15 protein-coding genes are annotated in these 18011 nt (G+C 58.3%); 6 read left to right on the top strand and 9 right to left on the bottom strand.

Translation table 11 applies throughout. From position 1 onward, the window contains the following. Positions 1-93: 93 nt before the first annotated feature. Positions 94-1416: a putative porin gene (locus tag ACRRSD_RS22575; RefSeq protein ID WP_095119071.1), complete on the top strand. Its 1323-nt coding sequence runs from the start codon at positions 94-96 to the stop codon at positions 1414-1416. A gap of 144 nt (positions 1417-1560) precedes the next feature. On the opposite strand, the gene ACRRSD_RS22570 is transcribed toward ACRRSD_RS22575, so the two are convergent. The 5 genes from ACRRSD_RS22570 to aceK all read right to left on the bottom strand — a co-directional run bounded on the left by ACRRSD_RS22570 (position 1561) and on the right by aceK (position 9897). Further along, entirely contained in the window at positions 1561-1797 is a 237-nt protein-coding gene (locus ACRRSD_RS22570; RefSeq protein WP_435035434.1) for an anti-sigma factor family protein, read from the bottom strand. After that, complete coding sequence (locus tag ACRRSD_RS22565) at positions 1791-2402, bottom strand: RNA polymerase sigma factor (RefSeq protein ID WP_435035433.1); 612 nt, start codon at positions 2400-2402, stop codon at positions 1791-1793. The genes ACRRSD_RS22570 and ACRRSD_RS22565 overlap by 7 nt, the downstream gene beginning before the upstream one ends. Positions 2403-2539: 137 nt before the next feature. After that, positions 2540-3661: a beta-ketoacyl-ACP synthase III gene (locus ACRRSD_RS22560; RefSeq protein ID WP_435035431.1), complete on the bottom strand. Its 1122-nt coding sequence runs from the start codon at positions 3659-3661 to the stop codon at positions 2540-2542. A gap of 328 nt (positions 3662-3989) precedes the next feature. Beyond that, positions 3990-7901: an ATP-dependent RNA helicase HrpA gene (hrpA, locus tag ACRRSD_RS22555; RefSeq protein ID WP_435035430.1), complete on the bottom strand. Its 3912-nt coding sequence runs from the start codon at positions 7899-7901 to the stop codon at positions 3990-3992. A 274-nt stretch (positions 7902-8175) separates the two neighbouring features. Continuing rightward, positions 8176-9897 carry a bifunctional isocitrate dehydrogenase kinase/phosphatase gene (aceK, locus tag ACRRSD_RS22550; RefSeq protein WP_435035428.1) on the bottom strand — a complete coding sequence of 574 codons (1722 nt, stop codon included), beginning with the start codon at positions 9895-9897 and terminating at the stop codon, positions 8176-8178. 217 nt (positions 9898-10114) lie between these two features. On the opposite strand from aceK, the gene ACRRSD_RS22545 reads away from it, so the two are divergent. Next, positions 10115-11023 (top strand): DMT family transporter, encoded by a 909-nt coding sequence (locus tag ACRRSD_RS22545; protein ID WP_435035427.1) that lies wholly within the window; start codon positions 10115-10117, stop codon positions 11021-11023. 121 nt (positions 11024-11144) lie between these two features. Here ACRRSD_RS22545 and ACRRSD_RS22540 read toward each other — a convergent pair whose 3' ends face one another. Beyond that, positions 11145-12008: a DMT family transporter gene (locus tag ACRRSD_RS22540; RefSeq protein WP_435035425.1), complete on the bottom strand. Its 864-nt coding sequence runs from the start codon at positions 12006-12008 to the stop codon at positions 11145-11147. A gap of 95 nt (positions 12009-12103) precedes the next feature. Further along, positions 12104-12268 (bottom strand): hypothetical protein, encoded by a 165-nt coding sequence (locus ACRRSD_RS22535; protein ID WP_435035424.1) that lies wholly within the window; start codon positions 12266-12268, stop codon positions 12104-12106. A 295-nt stretch (positions 12269-12563) separates the two neighbouring features. Between ACRRSD_RS22535 and ACRRSD_RS22530 the strand changes: the two genes are divergently transcribed. Next, complete coding sequence (locus ACRRSD_RS22530; protein WP_435035422.1) at positions 12564-12986, top strand: hypothetical protein; 423 nt, start codon at positions 12564-12566, stop codon at positions 12984-12986. After that, the gene (locus tag ACRRSD_RS22525) at positions 12983-13180 is read left to right on the top strand and encodes a hypothetical protein (RefSeq protein WP_435035421.1); all 198 of its coding nucleotides are present in this window, start codon (positions 12983-12985) and stop codon (positions 13178-13180) included. Before ACRRSD_RS22530 ends, ACRRSD_RS22525 begins: the two co-directional genes overlap by 4 nt. 59 nt (positions 13181-13239) lie before the next feature. On the opposite strand, the gene ACRRSD_RS22520 is transcribed toward ACRRSD_RS22525, so the two are convergent. Both ACRRSD_RS22520 and cysK read right to left on the bottom strand, forming a co-directional pair. Beyond that, on the bottom strand, positions 13240-14178 hold the full coding sequence (locus ACRRSD_RS22520) for an aspartyl/asparaginyl beta-hydroxylase domain-containing protein (protein WP_435035420.1): 939 nt from the start codon (positions 14176-14178) through the stop codon (positions 13240-13242). A gap of 253 nt (positions 14179-14431) precedes the next feature. Then, entirely contained in the window at positions 14432-15406 is a 975-nt protein-coding gene (cysK, locus tag ACRRSD_RS22515) for a cysteine synthase A (protein ID WP_123465531.1), read from the bottom strand. 127 nt (positions 15407-15533) lie between these two features. Between cysK and ACRRSD_RS22510 the strand changes: the two genes are divergently transcribed. Both ACRRSD_RS22510 and ACRRSD_RS22505 read left to right on the top strand, forming a co-directional pair. Further along, positions 15534-16610 (top strand): DUF748 domain-containing protein, encoded by a 1077-nt coding sequence (locus ACRRSD_RS22510; protein ID WP_435035418.1) that lies wholly within the window; start codon positions 15534-15536, stop codon positions 16608-16610. Positions 16611-17155: 545 nt separating this feature from the next. Further along, a complete protein-coding gene (locus tag ACRRSD_RS22505) occupies positions 17156-18001 on the top strand; it encodes an AAA family ATPase (protein ID WP_042558109.1) in 846 nt (281 codons plus the stop codon). Positions 18002-18011: the final 10 nt, after the last annotated feature.

Here is an 18011-nt window from a genome sequence, read left to right as displayed (position 1 = left end):
GCCGGGTTCTACCCGGACACTGTTTTCCGACGTTCGAATCGTCGGTTGTGCCCCGGATGGCTATGCCATCCCCTCTCATCTTCGGAGATTGCTATGCGTCTTGCTTCCACGAAAACTGCGGCGGCCCTGTGCGGTGGCTTGTTGCTGGCCATGAGTGTTCCGGCCAGTGCTGCAGTCGACGCCAAACTGCTCGACATGCTCAAGGCTAACGGTTCCATTTCCCAGGCGCAGTACATCGAACTGCAAACTGAACTGGCCAAGGATCAGAAGGCTCAGCAAATCGCGCAGCAGGCCCAGCAAGAGACCAACGAACAAGTCGCTGCTGTTGCGAAGAAAACCAACGAACAAAGCGTCTTCGACCAGAAACTCGCGTGGGCGGCCAAGACCCAGTTCAAGGGCGATGTGCGTATCCGTCAGGAAACCATCAAGATCGATGGCGAGCCGAACAACGGCGGCCGCGACAAGGATCGTCAGCGCATCCGTGCCCGTCTGGGTGCCTACACCGAGATCAACCCGCAGGTTGACACCGGCATCCGTATCGCCACCGGCGGCGGCGATGACGCCCGTTCGACCAACCAGGATCAGGACAATTACTTCGACAAGAAGCAGATCTGGCTGGATCTGGGCTACATCGACTACCACCCTGACCAGATCAAGAACCTGCACATTATCGGCGGCAAGATGCTTCAGCCGTGGGTCAGCATGGGCGACGTGATCTGGGACAGCGACATCAACCCGGAAGGTCTGGCCGTTACCTACAAATACCCGTTGGGCAGCAGCGCCGAACTGTTCGGCAGCCTGGGTAACTACAACCTCAAGGACAACGTCGACGGCGATGGCGTGCAATTCCGTCACGACCTGCGCCTGACCGCCGGCCAGTTGGGTAGCCGCTTCAACATCAGCGACAACCTGAAAGTCACCCTGGGCGGTAGCGTCTACGCCTACCAGAACGACGAAGACAGCCGCTGCACTGGCACTTCCACACCGTGTGCGCTGGCAGTCAACGGCAACTCGGCCAACAACGAATTCCGTCTGTATGAAGGGTTCAGCCAGGTCGACATCGGCGGTCTGCCGATGCCACTGTCGTTCTACGGCCAGTACGTGAAAAACAACGATGCTGTGACCGATCAGGACACCGCGTGGCTGTTGGGTGCCAAGTCGAAAGTCTTCGGCCTGAACCTCGATTACAACTATCGTGACGTGCAGCGCAACGCCGTAGTCGGCGCCTTCACCGACTCCGACTTCGCCAACGGCACTACCGGTTCCCGTGGTCACAAGTTCAAGGTCGGTTACGACATCGACAAGAACTTCGCCATTGGCGCTACGTACTTCCTGACCAAAGCCGACTTCGCCAGCCGCACCCAGCGTGACGCTGACGCCAACACCTTGCAGTTGGACGCGGAAGCCAAGTTCTAAGAAAACAGCTACAAGCTTCGAGCGACAAGCTGCAAGTCACCGCTCCCCTTGCGAATTGTCGATCGAAGCTGATTTTCCTACGGCCCGGTGCAATTACAGCGATCCCCATCATCCGTTCGCTGTCGCTGCACCGGGCTGTGTTTTTTACGGGCTATCGTCCCGCCGCTGCGCCGCCAGACGCTCAGCCAGCGCATCCACCCCCTCCTCCGGTTTCTCCGGCAGCGCCCTCAGGGTGGCTTGCATCAAACGCATCTGACGCATGAAACGTCGGCAGTTCGGGCAAAACATCAGGTGATGACGCACCATCCACTTTTCCCGAAAGCTCAACTGGCCATCGAGATAATCGCTGGATCGTGCCACTTGCTCCTTGCAGGTCAACATTCTCCTGTCTCCTCAAAATGTTCTACGGTCGCGAAGACCTTCAAACGTGCCCGATGCAGCAGCACGCGGACATTGGAGAGTGAGATCTCCAGAAGATTACAGATCTCTTCCAGCTCCAGCCCCTGCCGCTCGCGCAACAGCAAAACGCTGCTTTGCAGTTCCGACAGGCTCAGCAGCGTGTGCTCCAGGCACTCGCGCAACTCGTCTTCAGTGAGCAGGGCTTCGGGGGTGTCCTGGTGCCAGGCGAAGGGCGCGACCAGCCAATGGCCGTCACCGGCAGAGAAGCGGTCGTCGTCGATCGTGCCATGGGGCGATGGCAGATCATCCATCAACACTTCGCGGCGATTGTGTTTGTAACGGCTTTTGGCCGAGTTGGCCGTAATGGTCAACAGCCAGGTCTTGAGACTGGAACGACCTTCGAAGCTGCCGATGTGGCGCACCACTGACAGCCAGGCGTCCTGCACCACTTCTTCAACATGACGCTGACCAACAATGGCATACGCCACCGCGCGCATGGCGCTCTGATAAGTGGTCACCAGTTCCTTGAAAGCCTGTTGCTCACCGGCCAGCAAGCGCGCAAGCAGTTGAGTGTCGTCAGCCGCCATCCAAAAATCTCCTTGTGCCGATTCCGAAAATGACAGCGGCAGGTCTTCACCTGCCGCCATTTCCGAAAAATTACAGCGTTTGAGCCGATTCGGATGTAGGAAAGGTCAGCGCGATTAAGAAGAAATTAAACCTATTTTCAACGCTTGCGCAGAATCACACTGCCGATCGAATAGCCGGCGCCGAATGAACTCAGCACCGCCAGCGAGCCGCTCGCCAGATCATCCTGATACTTGTGGAAGGCAATCACCGAACCTGCGGAGCTGGTGTTGGCATAAGTGTCGAGGATTACCGGTGCTTCTTCTTCGGTAGCCTCTCGGCCGAGCAGTTTGCGCACAATCAGGTGGTTCATGCTCAGGTTGGCCTGGTGCAGCCAGAAGCGCTTCACGTCGCCAACGTTGAGCTGGTTCTCTTGCAGATGCTCGCCAATCAGCTCGGCAACCATTGGGCAGACATCCTTGAACACCTTGCGGCCTTCCTGCACGAACAGTTTGTCGCGGGTACCGATGCCCTCTTCCGCCGCGCGGTTGAGGAAGCCGAAGTTGTTGCGGATGTTGTTGGAGAACTTGGTCAGCAGCTTGGTGCTGACCACATCGAACTGGTATTTGGACGTAGCGGTGTCAGCGCGTTCGATGATCACCGCAGTCGCGGCGTCGCCGAAGATGAAGTGGCTGTCGCGGTCACGGAAGTTCAGATGCCCGGTGCAGACTTCCGGGTTGACCATCAGGATCGCCCGGGCCTGGCCCAGTTGTACGCTGTTGGCCGCGGCCTGAATGCCGAAGGTCGCCGAGGAGCAGGCCACGTTCATGTCGAAACCGAAACCCTGAATGCCCAGGGCTTCCTGGACTTCGATGGCGATGGCCGGGTAGGCGCGCTGCAGGTTGGAGCAGGCAACGATGACGCCGTCGATGTCAGCGGCGGTTTTGCCGGCGCGTTGCAAGGCTTGTTCGGCAGCGCCAATGGCCATCTGGCAGAGCACCGACCATTCGTCGTTGGAACGCTCTGGCAGGCGCGGAGCCATGCGTTGCGGATCGAGGATGCCGTCCTTGTCCATGACAAAGCGGCTCTTGATGCCCGAGGCTTTTTCGATGAAGGCAGCGCTGGATTCGGTCAGGGCCTGGACTTCGCCTCTGGCGATCGCATCGGCGTTGTCGGCATTGAACTGGGCGACGTAGGTATTGAAAGACTGCACCAGCTCTTCGTTGGAGATGCTGTTGGCCGGGGTGTACAGGCCGGTGCCGCTGATGACGACGTTATGCATGGTCGTTTCTCTAATCTGTTCAGGCAGAAAGTGCTGGAACCGTCGTACCAACACACAAAGGGTCTATTCCCGTCCGGGGGACGCAAACCTGGCATCGCTTTATTCCGTCTCGCACCACGGCCGAAGGCTCTGGGTCGCGAAACCGGTGTTTATGGTCGCGAAGTTTGCCATAAACGCAGGATTTTGGCGCCTTTCTCAAGCACAACCCAGATCCCAATGTGGGAGCGAGCCTGCTCGCGATTGCGTCGTATCAGTCGCTATTGCGTTGACTGACACTCTGCTTTCGCGAGCAGGCTCGCTCCCACAGGGGATTGCGCATGGCTCGAGGTCAGGGTTCTACCTGGCTCCACTGTTTGTTCAGGCGCTTGTCGGAAATCGGCACTTTGGTGCCCAACTGTTGGGCAAACAGCGACACCCTGTATTCCTCGAGCCACCAGCGGTACAGCTCAAGCTGCGGATCGCGTTTGCCTTCCTGCGCATGTTTGGCTGCGCGGGTCTGGTATTGCGCCCAGAGGCCGGCGAGTTCGCCGCTCCAGACACGATCCTTCTGCACCTGCGCGCCGAGTTTCTCGAAACGCTGCTCGACCGCTTTCAGGTAACGCGGCAGCTCTTTGAGCCACTGCATCGGCGTCTCGCGGACAAAGCCCGGATAAACCAGATTGTTGATTTGCTGCTTGATGTCGTTCAGCGCCACAGCCTGAGCCAGATCAATCTTGCCCTTGAAGCGTTTTTGCAGACCGTGCCACAACTTGAGGATTTCCAGCGTCAGGCGCGCCACGCGCTCGGCGTGCTCGGTCCAGTTGCCGCGTTTGCGCTCGGCCAATGCCGCCAACCCGGCACCGTCTCGCGGCAACGGGTCTTCGCCTTCGAGAATGCAGCTGTCGAGACTGGCCAGCAGAATGTCTTCGACCAGCGCATCAACCCGACCCAACTCGCGATAGAGCAAACCCAGTTCGGTCTGCCCCGGCAACTTGCCGCGCAAGAACTTGGCCGGCTCCGCCAGTTGTTGCATCAACAAACGCTGCAAGGCGCGACGATGCTGGAACTCGGCCTCGGCCGGGGTGGAGAAGCGCCCTTCCTTGACCGTACCGCTTTCTTCGACAAGCGCCGGGTACACCGTCATCGACAGCCCGGCGATCTTCTGCTGAGTCTTTTCCGCCACCGGCGCGAAGACCTTGGCCTCCACCGGCTGCTGACTTTTCGCGCTCTGCGGCACCGCCAACGCGGCCTGACTGGCTTCGGCAAACCGTGCGGTCAGTTCGGCCAGATCGCGGCCTTCGCCGAGGAACTTGCCCTGGCCGTCGACGATTTCCAGGTTCATCCGCAGATGCCCCTCGACGCCTTGCTCGGCTTCTGCCCACGCTTCATCGCTGACCCGCGCGCCGGTCATGCGCAACAATTCGCGGCCCAGTGCCTGCGGCAACGAACCCTCAGCAAAGGTCATGCGTTGCAACGCGGCTTTGATGAAGTCCGGCACCGGCACGAAGTTCTTGCGCAGCGCTTTCGGCAGGTTGCGCACGAGGGCGATGCACTTGGCTTCGATCATCCCTGGCACCAGCCACTCCAGACGCTCCGGCGGCAGCATCGGCAGCAGCGGTGCGGGCACACGCAGGGTCACGCCATCGCGCGGATGATTGGGTTCAAAGTGATAGCTCAGCGCCAGTTCCAGATCGCCGATGTGCAGCGTGTCCGGGTAATCGCGCGCGGTGACTTCACTGGCCTCGCGGGCCAGCACGTCTTCCTCACGCATGATCAACAGTTGCGGGTTCTTCTGGCTGTTGACTCGATACCAACTGTCGAAGGTTGCGGTCTGGTGGATCTCCGCTGGCAACCGTGCATCGTAGAACGCATACAAGGTTTCTTCGTCGGCGAGAATATCGCGGCGACGGGCCTTGGCTTCCAGTTCGTCGAGCTGTTCCAGCAGTCGCTGATTGGCCGTCAGGCATTTGGCTTTTGACTGAATTTCGCCGCGCACCAAGCCTTCGCGGATGAACAGTTCACGGGAAACCACCGGGTCCACCGGGCCGTAATGCACCGGCCGGCGGCCGACCACGATCAGCCCGAACAAAGTGATCTGTTCGAACGCCACGACCTGTCCGCGCTTCTTCTCCCAATGCGGTTCAAAATGGTTTTTCTTGATCAGATGGCCGGCCAGCGGCTCGATCCAGTCGGCGTCGATCTTGGCGACCATGCGCGCATAGAGCTTGGTGGTTTCCACCAGTTCGGCGGTCATCAGCCATTGCGGGCGCTTTTTGCCGATGCCCGACGACGGATGAATCCAGAAACGTCGCTGACGCGCGCCGAGGTAATCGCCATCTTCGGTTTTCTGACCGATCTGGCTGAGCAGACCGACCAACACCGCTTTGTGCAGTTTCGGATAGTCCGCTGGCTCTTTATTCAGGCTCAACTGCATGTCGCGGCAGATCAGGCTCAACTGCCGATGGGAATCGCGCCACTCGCGCAGACGCAGGTAGTTGAGGAAGTTCTTGCGGCACCAGTTGCGCAACGGGCTGGCGGTCAAAGCTTGGCGCTGCTCTTCAAAGCCACGCCACAGATTCACCAGACCGGCGAAATCCGAATCGACATCCTTCCACTGTGCGTGAGCCTGATCGGCCGCTTGCTGACGCTCCGGCGGCCGCTCGCGTGGGTCTTGAATCGACATGGCGCTGGCGACGATCAGCACTTCCTGCAGGCTGCCGAGTCTGGCCGCTTCGAGCAGCATGCGGCCCATGCGCGGATCGACCGGCAGGCGCGCAAGTTGACGACCGAGCGGGGTCAACTGGCTGTTGCGATCCACCGCCGAGAGCTCTTGCAGCAGGTTGAAACCGTCGCTGATCGCCTTGCCATCCGGCGGCTCGATAAACGGGAATGCAGTGATCTCGCCGAGACGCAGATGCAGCATCTGCAAAATAACCGCGGCGAGGTTGGTGCGCAGAATCTCCGGATCGGTAAATTCCGGGCGGCCAAGGAAATCTTCCTCGCTGTACAAACGAATGCAGATACCCGGCTCGACCCGGCCGCAGCGACCTTTACGCTGATTGGCACTGGCTTGGGAAATCGCCTCGATCGGCAGACGCTGCACCTTGGCGCGGTAGCTGTAACGGCTGATGCGCGCGGTGCCGCTGTCGATCACGTAACGGATGCCCGGCACGGTCAGCGAAGTCTCGGCGACGTTGGTCGCCAGCACCACGCGACGCCCCGGGTGCGACTGGAAAATCCGCTGCTGTTCGGCCGGCGACAGGCGCGCGTACAACGGCAGGATTTCGGTGTGTTTGATTTGCGCCTTGCGCAGCATGTCGGCGGCGTCACGAATCTCGCGCTCGCCCGGCAAGAACACCAGCACATCACCGGGGCTACGACGCTCGCTGCGCTCGTAAGCGGCGATTTCGTCAAGGGTAGCGAGGATCGCCTGATCCACCGTCAAGTCATCCTCGACACGGTTGCCCTCTTCGTCCTGCTCCAGGGTCAGCGGGCGATACCAGGTGTCCACCGGGAAGGTACGACCGGAGACTTCAACAATCGGCGCGTCATCGAAGTGCTTGGAGAAACGCTCCAGATCGATGGTCGCCGAGGTGATGATGACTTTCAGATCCGGACGACGCGGCAGCAGGGTTTTCAGGTAACCGAGCAGGAAATCGATGTTGAGGCTGCGCTCGTGGGCTTCGTCGACGATGATCGTGTCGTAGCGTTCGAGGTAGCGATCATTCTGGGTTTCCGCGAGCAGGATGCCGTCGGTCATCAGTTTGATCAGGGTGTTGGAATCGCTCTGATCCTCGAAACGCACCTGATAGCCGACCAGCGAACCGAGCGGCGTAGCGAGTTCTTCGGCAACCCGGCTGGCGACGCTGCGTGCTGCGATTCGACGCGGCTGGGTGTGGCCGATCAGACCGTGCTGACCGCGACCGATTTCCAGACAGATTTTCGGCAACTGGGTGGTTTTGCCCGAGCCGGTTTCGCCGGCGATGATCAGCACCTGGTGTTTTTCCAGTGCCTTCTTGATCTCGTCGCGCTTGGCCGCAATCGGCAAACTGTCGTCGTAACGAATCACCGGCAGGCTGGCCTTGCGCGCCAGCACTTGATCACAGGACGCCTGCATGCGCGTCACCCACTGGGCCAGTTTGGCCTCGTCGGGTTTCTTGCGCAGCTCAAGCAACTGCCGCCGCAGCCGGTGACGGTCGGCGAGCATGGCGTGATCGAGGTTTTTCAGCAGTTTGTCGATGGAGGGCGATTCGTCGGTCATCGGGTAGGCAATTCGGTCGTCTATTTATGCAGGGGGCGGATTGTCGCAGATTTGGGGGATGTTTGGAGTGTCAGGGGGATTGCAACCCTCACCCTAGCCCTCTCCCAAGGGGAGAGGGGACCGACCGAGTCAACTTTGCCAGTTTCACCGACCTGAACGTGCATCACCGAATCCATAATCGCCAAGCTCTTTCAGGTCGGCGCTCGACTTGAGACACCTTGGTCGGCCCCCTCTCCCTCCGGGAGAGGGCTGGGGTGAGGGGCTTTTAAAAGAGCTACTCGTTGGCGAGGCCTTTACGCCGATACGGAAAGACATCAATAACCTTCCCCGCCCGAATCGCCTCCTGCAGGCTCTTCCAGTAATCAGCGTTATACAACTCGCCATGCAACTGATCGAACAACTTGCGTTGCCCCGAATCGGCAAACAGAAACGGCGGAAACTCCTCGGGAAACACATCCAGCGGCCCGATCGAATACCACGGCTCCGAAGCCATCTCATCTTCGGGCGTGCGCGGCGCAGGAATGTGGCGGAAGTTGGCCTCCGTCAGAAAGCAGATTTCGTCATAGTCATAAAACACCACACGCCCATGCCGGGTGACGCCAAAATTCTTCAGCAACATGTCGCCGGGAAAGATGTTCGCCGCCGCCAATTGCTTGATCGCCAGGCCGTAATCCTCCAGCGCCTCGCGCACCTGTGCATCGTTGGCGTTCTCCAGATACAGATTGAGCGGGGTCATTCGCCGCTCGGTCCAGCAGTGACGGATCAGCACCGTTTCGCCCTCGACTGACACCGTTGATGGCGCCACCTCCAGCAGTTCTTCAAGACACGCCGGATCGAACTTGCTCAGCGGAAAACGGAAGTCGGCGAACTCCTGGGTATCGGCCATGCGTCCTACCCGATCGACACTTTTTACCAGCCGATACTTCTCGATCACCGTGGCGCGATCGACGTTTTTCGACGGCGAAAAACGGTCTTTGATGATTTTGAACACAGTGTTGAAACCCGGCAGGGTGAACACGCTCATGACCATGCCGCGCACGCCCGGCGCCATGATGAACTGGTCATCGGTGTTGGCCAGATGATTGATCAGCGCCCGGTAGAACTCGGATTTGCCGTGTTTGTAGAAGCCGATCGAGGTGTACAGCTCGGCGATGTGCTTGCCCGGCAAGATGCGCCGCAGGAAACCGATGAATTCCGCCGGCACCGGCACGTCGACCATAAAGTACGAACGGGTGAACGAGAAGATGATCGACACATCGGCTTCGTCGGTGATCAGCGCATCGATCTGAATCCCGCGCCCTTCGCGGTGCAGCAGCGGGATCACCAGCGGCCATTGCTCGTCGCGGGTGTAGATGCGCCCGACCAGATACGCGCCCTTGTTGCGGTACAGCACCGAGGAAAACAGCTCGACGCTGAGCTCAGGATCCTTGCACACCCAGTCCGGCAGGTTCTCGCGCAGTTGCGCTTCAAGCCGGAGCAAGTCACCCGGCAAATCAGCGTAATCCTCGCTGAAACGATAGTCGGCAAAAATGCTCGCAAGCATTCCCGACAACTGCCCTTGCGGCTTGTAGGTGCGCGTTTGTGCGGCGCGGGCACGGCGCAGGCTCGGGCGCGTGGTGTGGATGAACATGCAACCGTCGCTGATCAGGTCGTGACTGAACAGCCCGCAGAAAATCGAGTTGTACCAGGTCTCGGACAGCTCATCGTCGAAACGCAGGTCGATGACGCTAATGTAGGCGCTTTTCACCAGCGGCCAGCAGCTGACGTTCATCAGCGTTTCGTCGTCGAAGTATTCGCGCAGACGGGCGATGGTTTCGCCGACCTTTTCTTCATAGAGATTGATCCGCGCCGCCGACGCCGTTTGCGTCTCCTGCCAGCGCGCCTGCTCGAAGCGTTCACGGGCGCCGTCGGTGATCCGTCGGAAATGCTCGCGATAATCGTCGAAGCCATCGAGGATCATCCGGGCGATGTCGGTGGCTGGCCATTGCTGCGACATAGATAAGACCTCGGCTTAGGTGTGGAAATCTGTGCCTGAGCTTAGTCACGCAAGCGTGTGCGCGTGAAGTGCAATTTCGGCCAAATCCGAAGCGCAAGTGTACGCCGACGCTTTTTTTCAGGGAGCTGCGCCGGGAAGATTTAATTGCCCGATTAGCGGTTGCCATCGGCAAGGCGCTCGGCAACACTCTCGTCCCGATCAAGGAAGGAGACCCGCCGTGAGCCCTGTCGATATTTTCCGTATGTTGTCGCTGGCGGCCATCTGGGGCGCGAGTTTTCTGTTCATGCGCATTATCGCGCCGGTGATTGGCACGATCCCGACCGGATTCTTTCGCGTGTCGATTGCGGCCGTTGGCCTGCTGGTGATCCTCGGGTTGATGCGCGTGCGCTGGGATTTCAAAGGCAAACTGAAAACCGTGATGCTGCTGGGCGTGATCAACTCGGGAATTCCGGCGACGCTGTATTCGGTCGCCGCTCAGGTGCTGCCAGCCGGCTATTCGGCGATTTTCAATGCCACCACGCCGCTGATGGGCGTGCTGATTGGCGGGGTGTTCTTCAGTGAAAAACTCACCGTAGCCAAACTGGGCGGGGTGTTCCTCGGCCTGTTCGGTGTTGGCGTACTGACCCGCGCCGGTCCCGTGGCATTTGACATGCAACTGTTGCTGGGCGCCCTCGCCTGCTTGCTCGCGACCACTTGCTATGGCTTTGCCGGTTTCCTCGCGCGCCGTTGGCTCGATCAGGCCGGCGGGCTGGACAGTCGTCTCTCGGCACTGGGCAGCATGCTCGGCGCAACGTTGTTCCTGTTGCCGTTGTTCGGCTACAGCGTGATCACCGCACCGCCGGTCAGTTGGGGTGGCTGGAATGTCTGGCTGTCGCTGCTGGGCCTGGGTCTTGGCTGCACGGCGTTCGCCTACATCATTTACTTCCGCCTGCTCAGCTCGATCGGTCCGGTGAAGTCGATGACCGTGACCTTCATGATTCCGCCGTTCGGCGTGTTGTGGGGGGCGTTGTTGCTGGATGAGCCGTTGTCGATGGCGCACATTTATGGCGGGGTGTTGATTGCTGCGGCGTTGTGGCTGGTGTTGAAGCCGGCGGTGGTGAAACCGGCTGAGGTGCCGGCCCGATAAATTAGTGCTGTTGCCAAAAAGGCAATCGCGAGCAGGCTCACTCCTACAATTGGAATGCATTCCCCTGTAGGAGTGAGCCTGCTCGCGATCGGCGGACTAAAAGCCGCCACCTGACGATCTGTTACCCCCTTTCACGAAACACAAATGCCAGGCCGACCACAATCAACAGCATCCCCAGCACACTCAACGCCGCCAGGCGATTGCCGAAGATCAGATAGTCCATCACCGCCGTCACCGCTGGCACCAGGTAAAACAGACTGGTGACATTCACTAGATTGCCCCGCGCAATCAACCGATACAGCAACAGCGTCGCCAGCACCGAGACCACCAGCCCCATCCACAACACCGGCACGATGAAACCTGTGCTGTGTTCAAAGTGGAACGGCTGAAACGGCGCGAAAATCCCGCACAACAACAGCCCGGCCAGGTACTGCACAGGCAGTGTGCCGAGGGGATTGTCAGTGATGCGTTTCTGCATGATCGAGCCCAGCGTCATGCTCGCCAGCGCCAGCAGACCAAACAGCATCCCCGCCCAGGACATCCCGGCCAGGCCGATGCCTTGGTAAACCACCATGATCAGGCCCGCCAACCCCAGGGCCAGACCGAACATCCGGCTCGCCGAGCGCTGCCGCTCCATCAACACCACGGTGAGAATCGGCTGCACGCCCATGATGGTCGCCATCACGCCCGGAGTGACTTTGGTGTTGAGCGCCAGTAGATAAAAAATCTGATAGGCCCCCAACAACACCACGCCCGTGGCAATCGCAAACAACATCGGCCGCCCGCCCTTGGGCAACTTCAACTTGAGCAACGGCGCCAGCAGCACCAGCCCGCACAAGGCAATCACAAAGCGAATCAACAGAAAGGCAAACGGTGACGCGTGGGCCAGCCCCCATTTGGAGAAGATTGCGCCGCTGCTCCACAGCAGAACGAACAGGCTCGTGGACGCGGCCGCGAGCGCGGATTTTTTCGACAGGACAAACATGAATACCACCTGTAGTCAGGCAAATAGCCAACTCAGCCGAAGCTGAAATTCAGTAGGTTTTTCTGGCGGGCGCAGGGGTCAGCAAAAACTGCCGATCAGCCCCAAACGCCAACGCCCGGCAGTGATACGACTGCGCACACCGGCGTGCTACTGACAGGTGGAGGGTAATGACTGATCTGCTTGGGCTGCTGATTCCCGCACGGCACGACGCCAGCGTTGACCGCTGAACCGACTACCGCGTTGATGAGGGATGCAGGCATTTGCGCAGATCTTTTTTGAAGGGCTGGAAGGTGAACCATGGGGCTCACGAGCGCCGACTATAACCAGCGGGCGACATCGATTGCAATGATTTGGACAAAGGGCCAGTAGGGACAGATCCATGAGAGCTGAATAGGCTGTTGAGCAACCGCAACATCTATCGATGGGGAGACATGGAATGCTCGAAATCATATGCCAAGGGAACCGAGTTATCTGCGCTATCAGTTGTATCGGTCGCTGGCCAGGAAGCAGGCAAGCATCGCCACTGCTCTGTTGCAGCTACCAGCGGGACAGGACTTGTCGAAAGTACGCTTTGAACCTATCGATGCCAAAGCACTAGGTGCGTTTGAGCTTTGGGATGATCCGCATTTTTGCTGGCGAGAGATTGCCGAATGGAAGTCACGAGAACCTTTGTCCCTGGATATCGCGATCTGGTTTGAAGAACAGCTGTGCGGGCTGTGTTTTGTCAACCCGAACAAAAGCCGCCAGCGAATTCGAATCGTACGATTGGAGGGGCGGCCCGGAGTGCCTCACCCGCTTAAAAAGCGTATTGCGCTTTTGTCGATGGTGGCCATCGATGAGTTTGCGCAAATAATCGGCAGTAAGTGCATTGAAGTCCAGGAACCGATACCAGGAGCAATTCCTGTTTATACAAAACTCGGTTTCAAATTTGATTTTGAAGGCCGCCTTGTCCTCGCAGTGGAGAGTAAAGTATCGTGAAAACTGTTCAAGTAATGATCAACGAGGGCGGGAACATGCGTAAATCTGTGAAAAAATCCCCCACTAAGAAAAGATCAATCAAAACTGACGAAAAGCTTATCTCCTCCGAGCTATCAGCCAATCAGCAGCGCTTTCTTCAGCTATTGATTACAGGCATCGAAGACGAACCCAACGTTCTCGCTGGACGGCGCTGATTCGCAGGCAATAAAAAACCGCTCACAAGGAGCGGTTTTTTATTGCCTGCGAATCAGCCTCAACCAAACAGCCAATACCCCAACAACGTCAACACCACCACCGCCAGCACCGGTCGCATCACGCGGTAGGCCCTCGGATGACGACGTTTCCACTGTTTGACCACTCCACTGAATTTGTCGCTGAAGCTCTTGCTCCAGGCGTAGGCCTGGTTGATCCCGCCGACGCGCTCGTCGTCGAGGTTCTGCGGTGCGGTGGCACGGCCGAGCCAGGCGCTGATCGAGCGGTTGATGCGGGTCATGAGGCGGTTGCTCAGCGGACGCTCGACGTCGCAGAACAGGATCACGCGGGTTTGGTCGGTTTCGTTCTTGACCCAGTGCACATAGGTTTCGTCGAACATCACGTCTTCGCCGTCACGCCAGGCGTAAACCTGACCATCGACGAAAATCCGGCAATCGTCGGAGTTCGGCGTCGACAAGCCGAGGTGATAACGCAGGGAGCCGGCGAACGGATCGCGATGCGGGTTCAAGTGGCTGCCACCCGGCAATAGCGCGAACATCGCGCCTTTGACGTTGGGAATCGCACTGACCAGCGCCACGGTTTTCGGGCACAGGGTTTCAGCCGACGGCAGCGGTTTGTCGTACCACTTGAGGTAGAAACGCTTCCAGCCCTTCTTGAAGAACGAGCCGAAACCGGCGTCGTTGTTCTTTTCCGCCGCGCGAATATAGCCTTCGTCGAACAGGTGCATGGCCTCGTCGCGAATGGTTTCCCAGTTGTCGCGCAGCACGTCCAGTTCCGGGAATTTGCTGCGATCCAGATACGGCTTCGACGGCACGCCGGAAAACAGGTACATCAAGGCGTTGTAAGGAGCGAACAGCGCCGAGTGGTTGACGAACTGACGCAGAACCGGCAAACGCGCCTTGCCGCGCAAATGCACATAGAGCGTGCTGCCCAGAAAGAGCAGCAGCACAAACGCCTTGGCGGCAAACGAAAAGGTCATCAACAACTCCTTGAATAAAGACAACGCTGCGCAATGCCCTTTACCCGGCATGGCAGCCGGCCATGATAAACACTACCGGCTTCGGGCAAAACCCGCCTTTCACAAGATTCAGTGTTAAGAATTGCGCAACAAAGCATTTATTAGCATAACGATCCTGAACCCCGGCTGATCGAGATCAAGAGATCGCAGCCTGAGACAGCTCCTGCTCGATCATGCAGGAGCTGCCGAAGGCTACGATCTTTTGATGTTGCTTTTACTGCTGGTTCTCCTGCTCAGTAAACAGATCGCTGAACAACATGCTCGACAGATAACGCTCACCCGAGTCCGGCAGAATCACGACGATGGTCTTGCCCTGCATTTCCGGCGTCTCCGCCAGACGCACCGCTACTGCCATCGCTGCACCGCAGGATATGCCGCACAAAATCCCTTCTTCCTGCATCAAGCGCAGCGCCATGGCCTTGGATTCGTCGTCGGTGACCTGCTCGACCCGGTCGACCATCGACAGATCCAGGTTCTTCGGCACAAAACCGGCACCGATGCCCTGAATCTTGTGCGGGCTCGGTTTGATCTCTTCACCGGCCAGCGCCTGGCTGATCACCGGCGAGGAAACCGGTTCCACCGCCACCGACAGGATCGGCTTGCCTTGGGTATTCTTGATATACCGCGAAACGCCGGTGATGGTTCCGCCGGTGCCGACGCCGGCCACCAGTACATCCACCGCACCATCGGTGTCGTTCCAGATTTCCGGACCGGTGGTTTTTTCGTGAATCGCCGGGTTGGCCGGATTATCGAACTGCGATGGCATGAAGTACTTGTCAGCATCGCTGGCAACGATTTCAGCGGCTTTCTCGATTGCGCCTTTCATGCCTTTGGCCGGTTCGGTCAAGACCAGTTCGGCGCCCAGAGCCTTGAGAACCTTGCGACGTTCGATGCTCATCGAGGCCGGCATGGTCAGCATCAATTTGTAACCACGGGCGGCGGCAACGAAGGCTAGACCGATCCCCGTATTACCCGATGTAGGTTCGACAATGGTCATGCCCGGCTTGAGTTTGCCGCTGCTTTCGGCGTCCCAGATCATGTTGGCGCCGATCCGGCACTTGACCGAATAACCGGGGTTGCGCCCCTCGATCTTGGCCAGAATGGTCACGCCACGTGGCGCGATGCGATTGATCTGCACCAGCGGCGTATTACCGATGGAATGGGCGTTGTCAGCGAAAATACGGCTCATGGCTGGGTCCTTATGCAGCATTGAATTCAGCCTTCAAAGGTATGCCTGTTGCCCATCACAGTCCAGTCGGGTCGAACGTCTGCGCGACGTAACAGTCAATCGCTTACATCGTCAGGGAATTGCCGTCATGAAGCGTCGCTACAGTTGGCCACTAGGGATTTTCGCCGTCGTCGTTGTGTTGCTGATCGCGCTGCACATCGCCCTGCCCTACATGGTGCGTGACTACCTGAACGGCAAGCTGGCGGACATGGGTGATTATCGGGGCCAGATCACTGATGTCGACCTGGCCCTATGGCGCGGCGCTTACAAGATCAATGGGCTGAAGATCGTCAAGGTCGACGGCAAGGTACCGGTGCCATTCGTCGACGCACCGTTGATCGATCTGTCGGTCAGTTGGCATTCGCTGTGGTACGACCATGCCGTCGTGGCGCAGGTGAGTTTCGTAAATCCTGAAGTCAATTTCGTCGATGGTGGCGCTAACAAACAGAACTCACAAACAGGTCAAGGCACCGACTGGCGCGCGCAACTGGGCAAGTTGCTGCCGATAACCCTCGACGAAGTACAGATTCACGACGGCAAGATCAGTTTCCGCAACTTCAATTCAAAACCTCCAGTGAACATGAACGCGACCAATGTCGACGCGAGCATCTACAACCTGACCAACGTGGTCGACAAACAGGGCAAACGCGACGCCCGCTTCGAAGGCAAAGCCCTGCTGCTGGGCCATGCACCGCTGGAAACCACCGCAACGTTCGACCCTCTGAGCAACTTCGAAGACTTCGAATTCCGTCTGCGCGCCAAGGACATCGAACTCAAACGAATGAACGACTTCGCCTCGGCCTACGGCAAGTTCGACTTCAACGCCGGCCACGGTGATGTGGTGATCGAAGCCCAAGCCAAAAAAGCCAAGGTCAACGGCTATATCAAACCACTGCTGCGCGACGTCGAAGTGTTCAACTGGCAGCAGGACGTGGAAAACAACAACAAGAGCATCTTCCGCTCGGTCTGGGAGGCACTGGTCGGCGGCACGGAAACCGTGCTGAAGAACCAGGCCAAAAACCAGTTCGCCACCAAGGTCGAACTCAGCGGCAACGTGCATCAGCAAAATATCAGCGCGTTCGAAGCTTTTTTACAGATTTTGCGCAATGGTTTCGTAAAGGCATTCAATGCGCGGTATGAGCGGCCGAAGCCGGATGCGGGTTAGGGTTCATTTCTGGAAAAGCATCCAGATATAGAGTATCGGCGCCAATCTGAATATCCGGGGCCGGCTATTCAACGGTCCAACCTTTATCGCCCAAGATGGCAGTCGCAAAGACTTGGGGATCAAGCAATGGCTGCAACTGCTTATACGTATGGATATCTCGAATCAAATCGAGTGTCAGCGATCGACGATCAACAAAGCAGAGTGCAAGCCGGCTATCAGAGAGCGCAGTAACTGCCGCCAAGCGTGGTCGTTTCATGGATAGCATCAATTCAGCGCCTCCGGGCATAGGGGGACTGCTTCGCAGCTCAGCGGGAGCAAGCTCCCTCGCCACAGAGTCAGTGGACAACCTGAAAGCTATCGCCAAATCAACGAGGCCTGAATACTGGCCATCGGCCGAGACTGAGTCAACATGTGACGCCCCATTCAGAGACTGAATAACCCGTCTGCGTTCACAGTCGACCGGCCTGCGCGCTATAGTCGGGCATCCGATTATTTCGCCCCCGCCCTGCCCGATCAGGTCGGCGTTACCGTTCGAGGATTAGCAGATGAAGTTCGAAGGCACCCAGGCCTACGTCGCCACCGATGACCTGAAGCTGGCGGTCAACGCCGCCATCACCCTGGAGCGGCCGCTGCTGGTCAAGGGCGAGCCGGGCACCGGCAAGACCATGCTCGCCGAGCAACTGGCCGAATCGTTCAATGCCAAGCTGATTACCTGGCACATCAAGTCCACCACCAAGGCTCATCAGGGCCTGTACGAGTACGATGCGGTCAGCCGTCTGCGCGACTCGCAACTGGGCACTGAAAAAGTCCACGATGTGCGCAACTATTTGAAGAAAGGCAAGCTCTGGGAGGCTTTCGAGTCCGAAGAGCGGGTCATTCTGCTGATCGACGAGATCGACAAGGCCGACATCGAGTTTCCTAACGACTTGCTGCAAGAACTCGACAAGATGGAGTTCTACGTTTACGAGATCGACGAGACCATCAAGGCGAAAAAACGCCCGATCATTATCATTACTTCGAACAACGAAAAAGAGCTGCCGGACGCTTTCCTGCGCCGTTGCTTCTTCCACTACATCGCCTTCCCCGACCGCACCACCCTGCAAAAAATCGTCGACGTGCACTACCCGGACATCAAGAAAGATCTGGTCAGCGAAGCGCTGGACGTGTTCTTCGATGTGCGCAAGGTGCCAGGCCTGAAGAAGAAGCCGTCGACCTCGGAACTGGTCGACTGGCTGAAGCTTTTGATGGCCGACAACATCGGCGAAGCGGTGCTGCGCGAGCGCGATCCGACCAAAGCCATTCCGCCGCTGGCCGGTGCTCTGGTGAAGAACGAACAGGACGTGCAACTGCTTGAACGCCTGGCGTTCATGAGCCGTCGCGGCACCCGCTAAGAGGCTGATG

The sequence above is a fragment of the Pseudomonas neuropathica genome (genome assembly GCF_051174785.1).
In the GTDB taxonomy this organism is placed as follows: domain Bacteria; phylum Pseudomonadota; class Gammaproteobacteria; order Pseudomonadales; family Pseudomonadaceae; genus Aquipseudomonas; species Aquipseudomonas neuropathica_A.
Note: the sequence above shows the minus strand (reverse complement) of the source record. Positions and strands in the feature narration are given on the sequence as shown.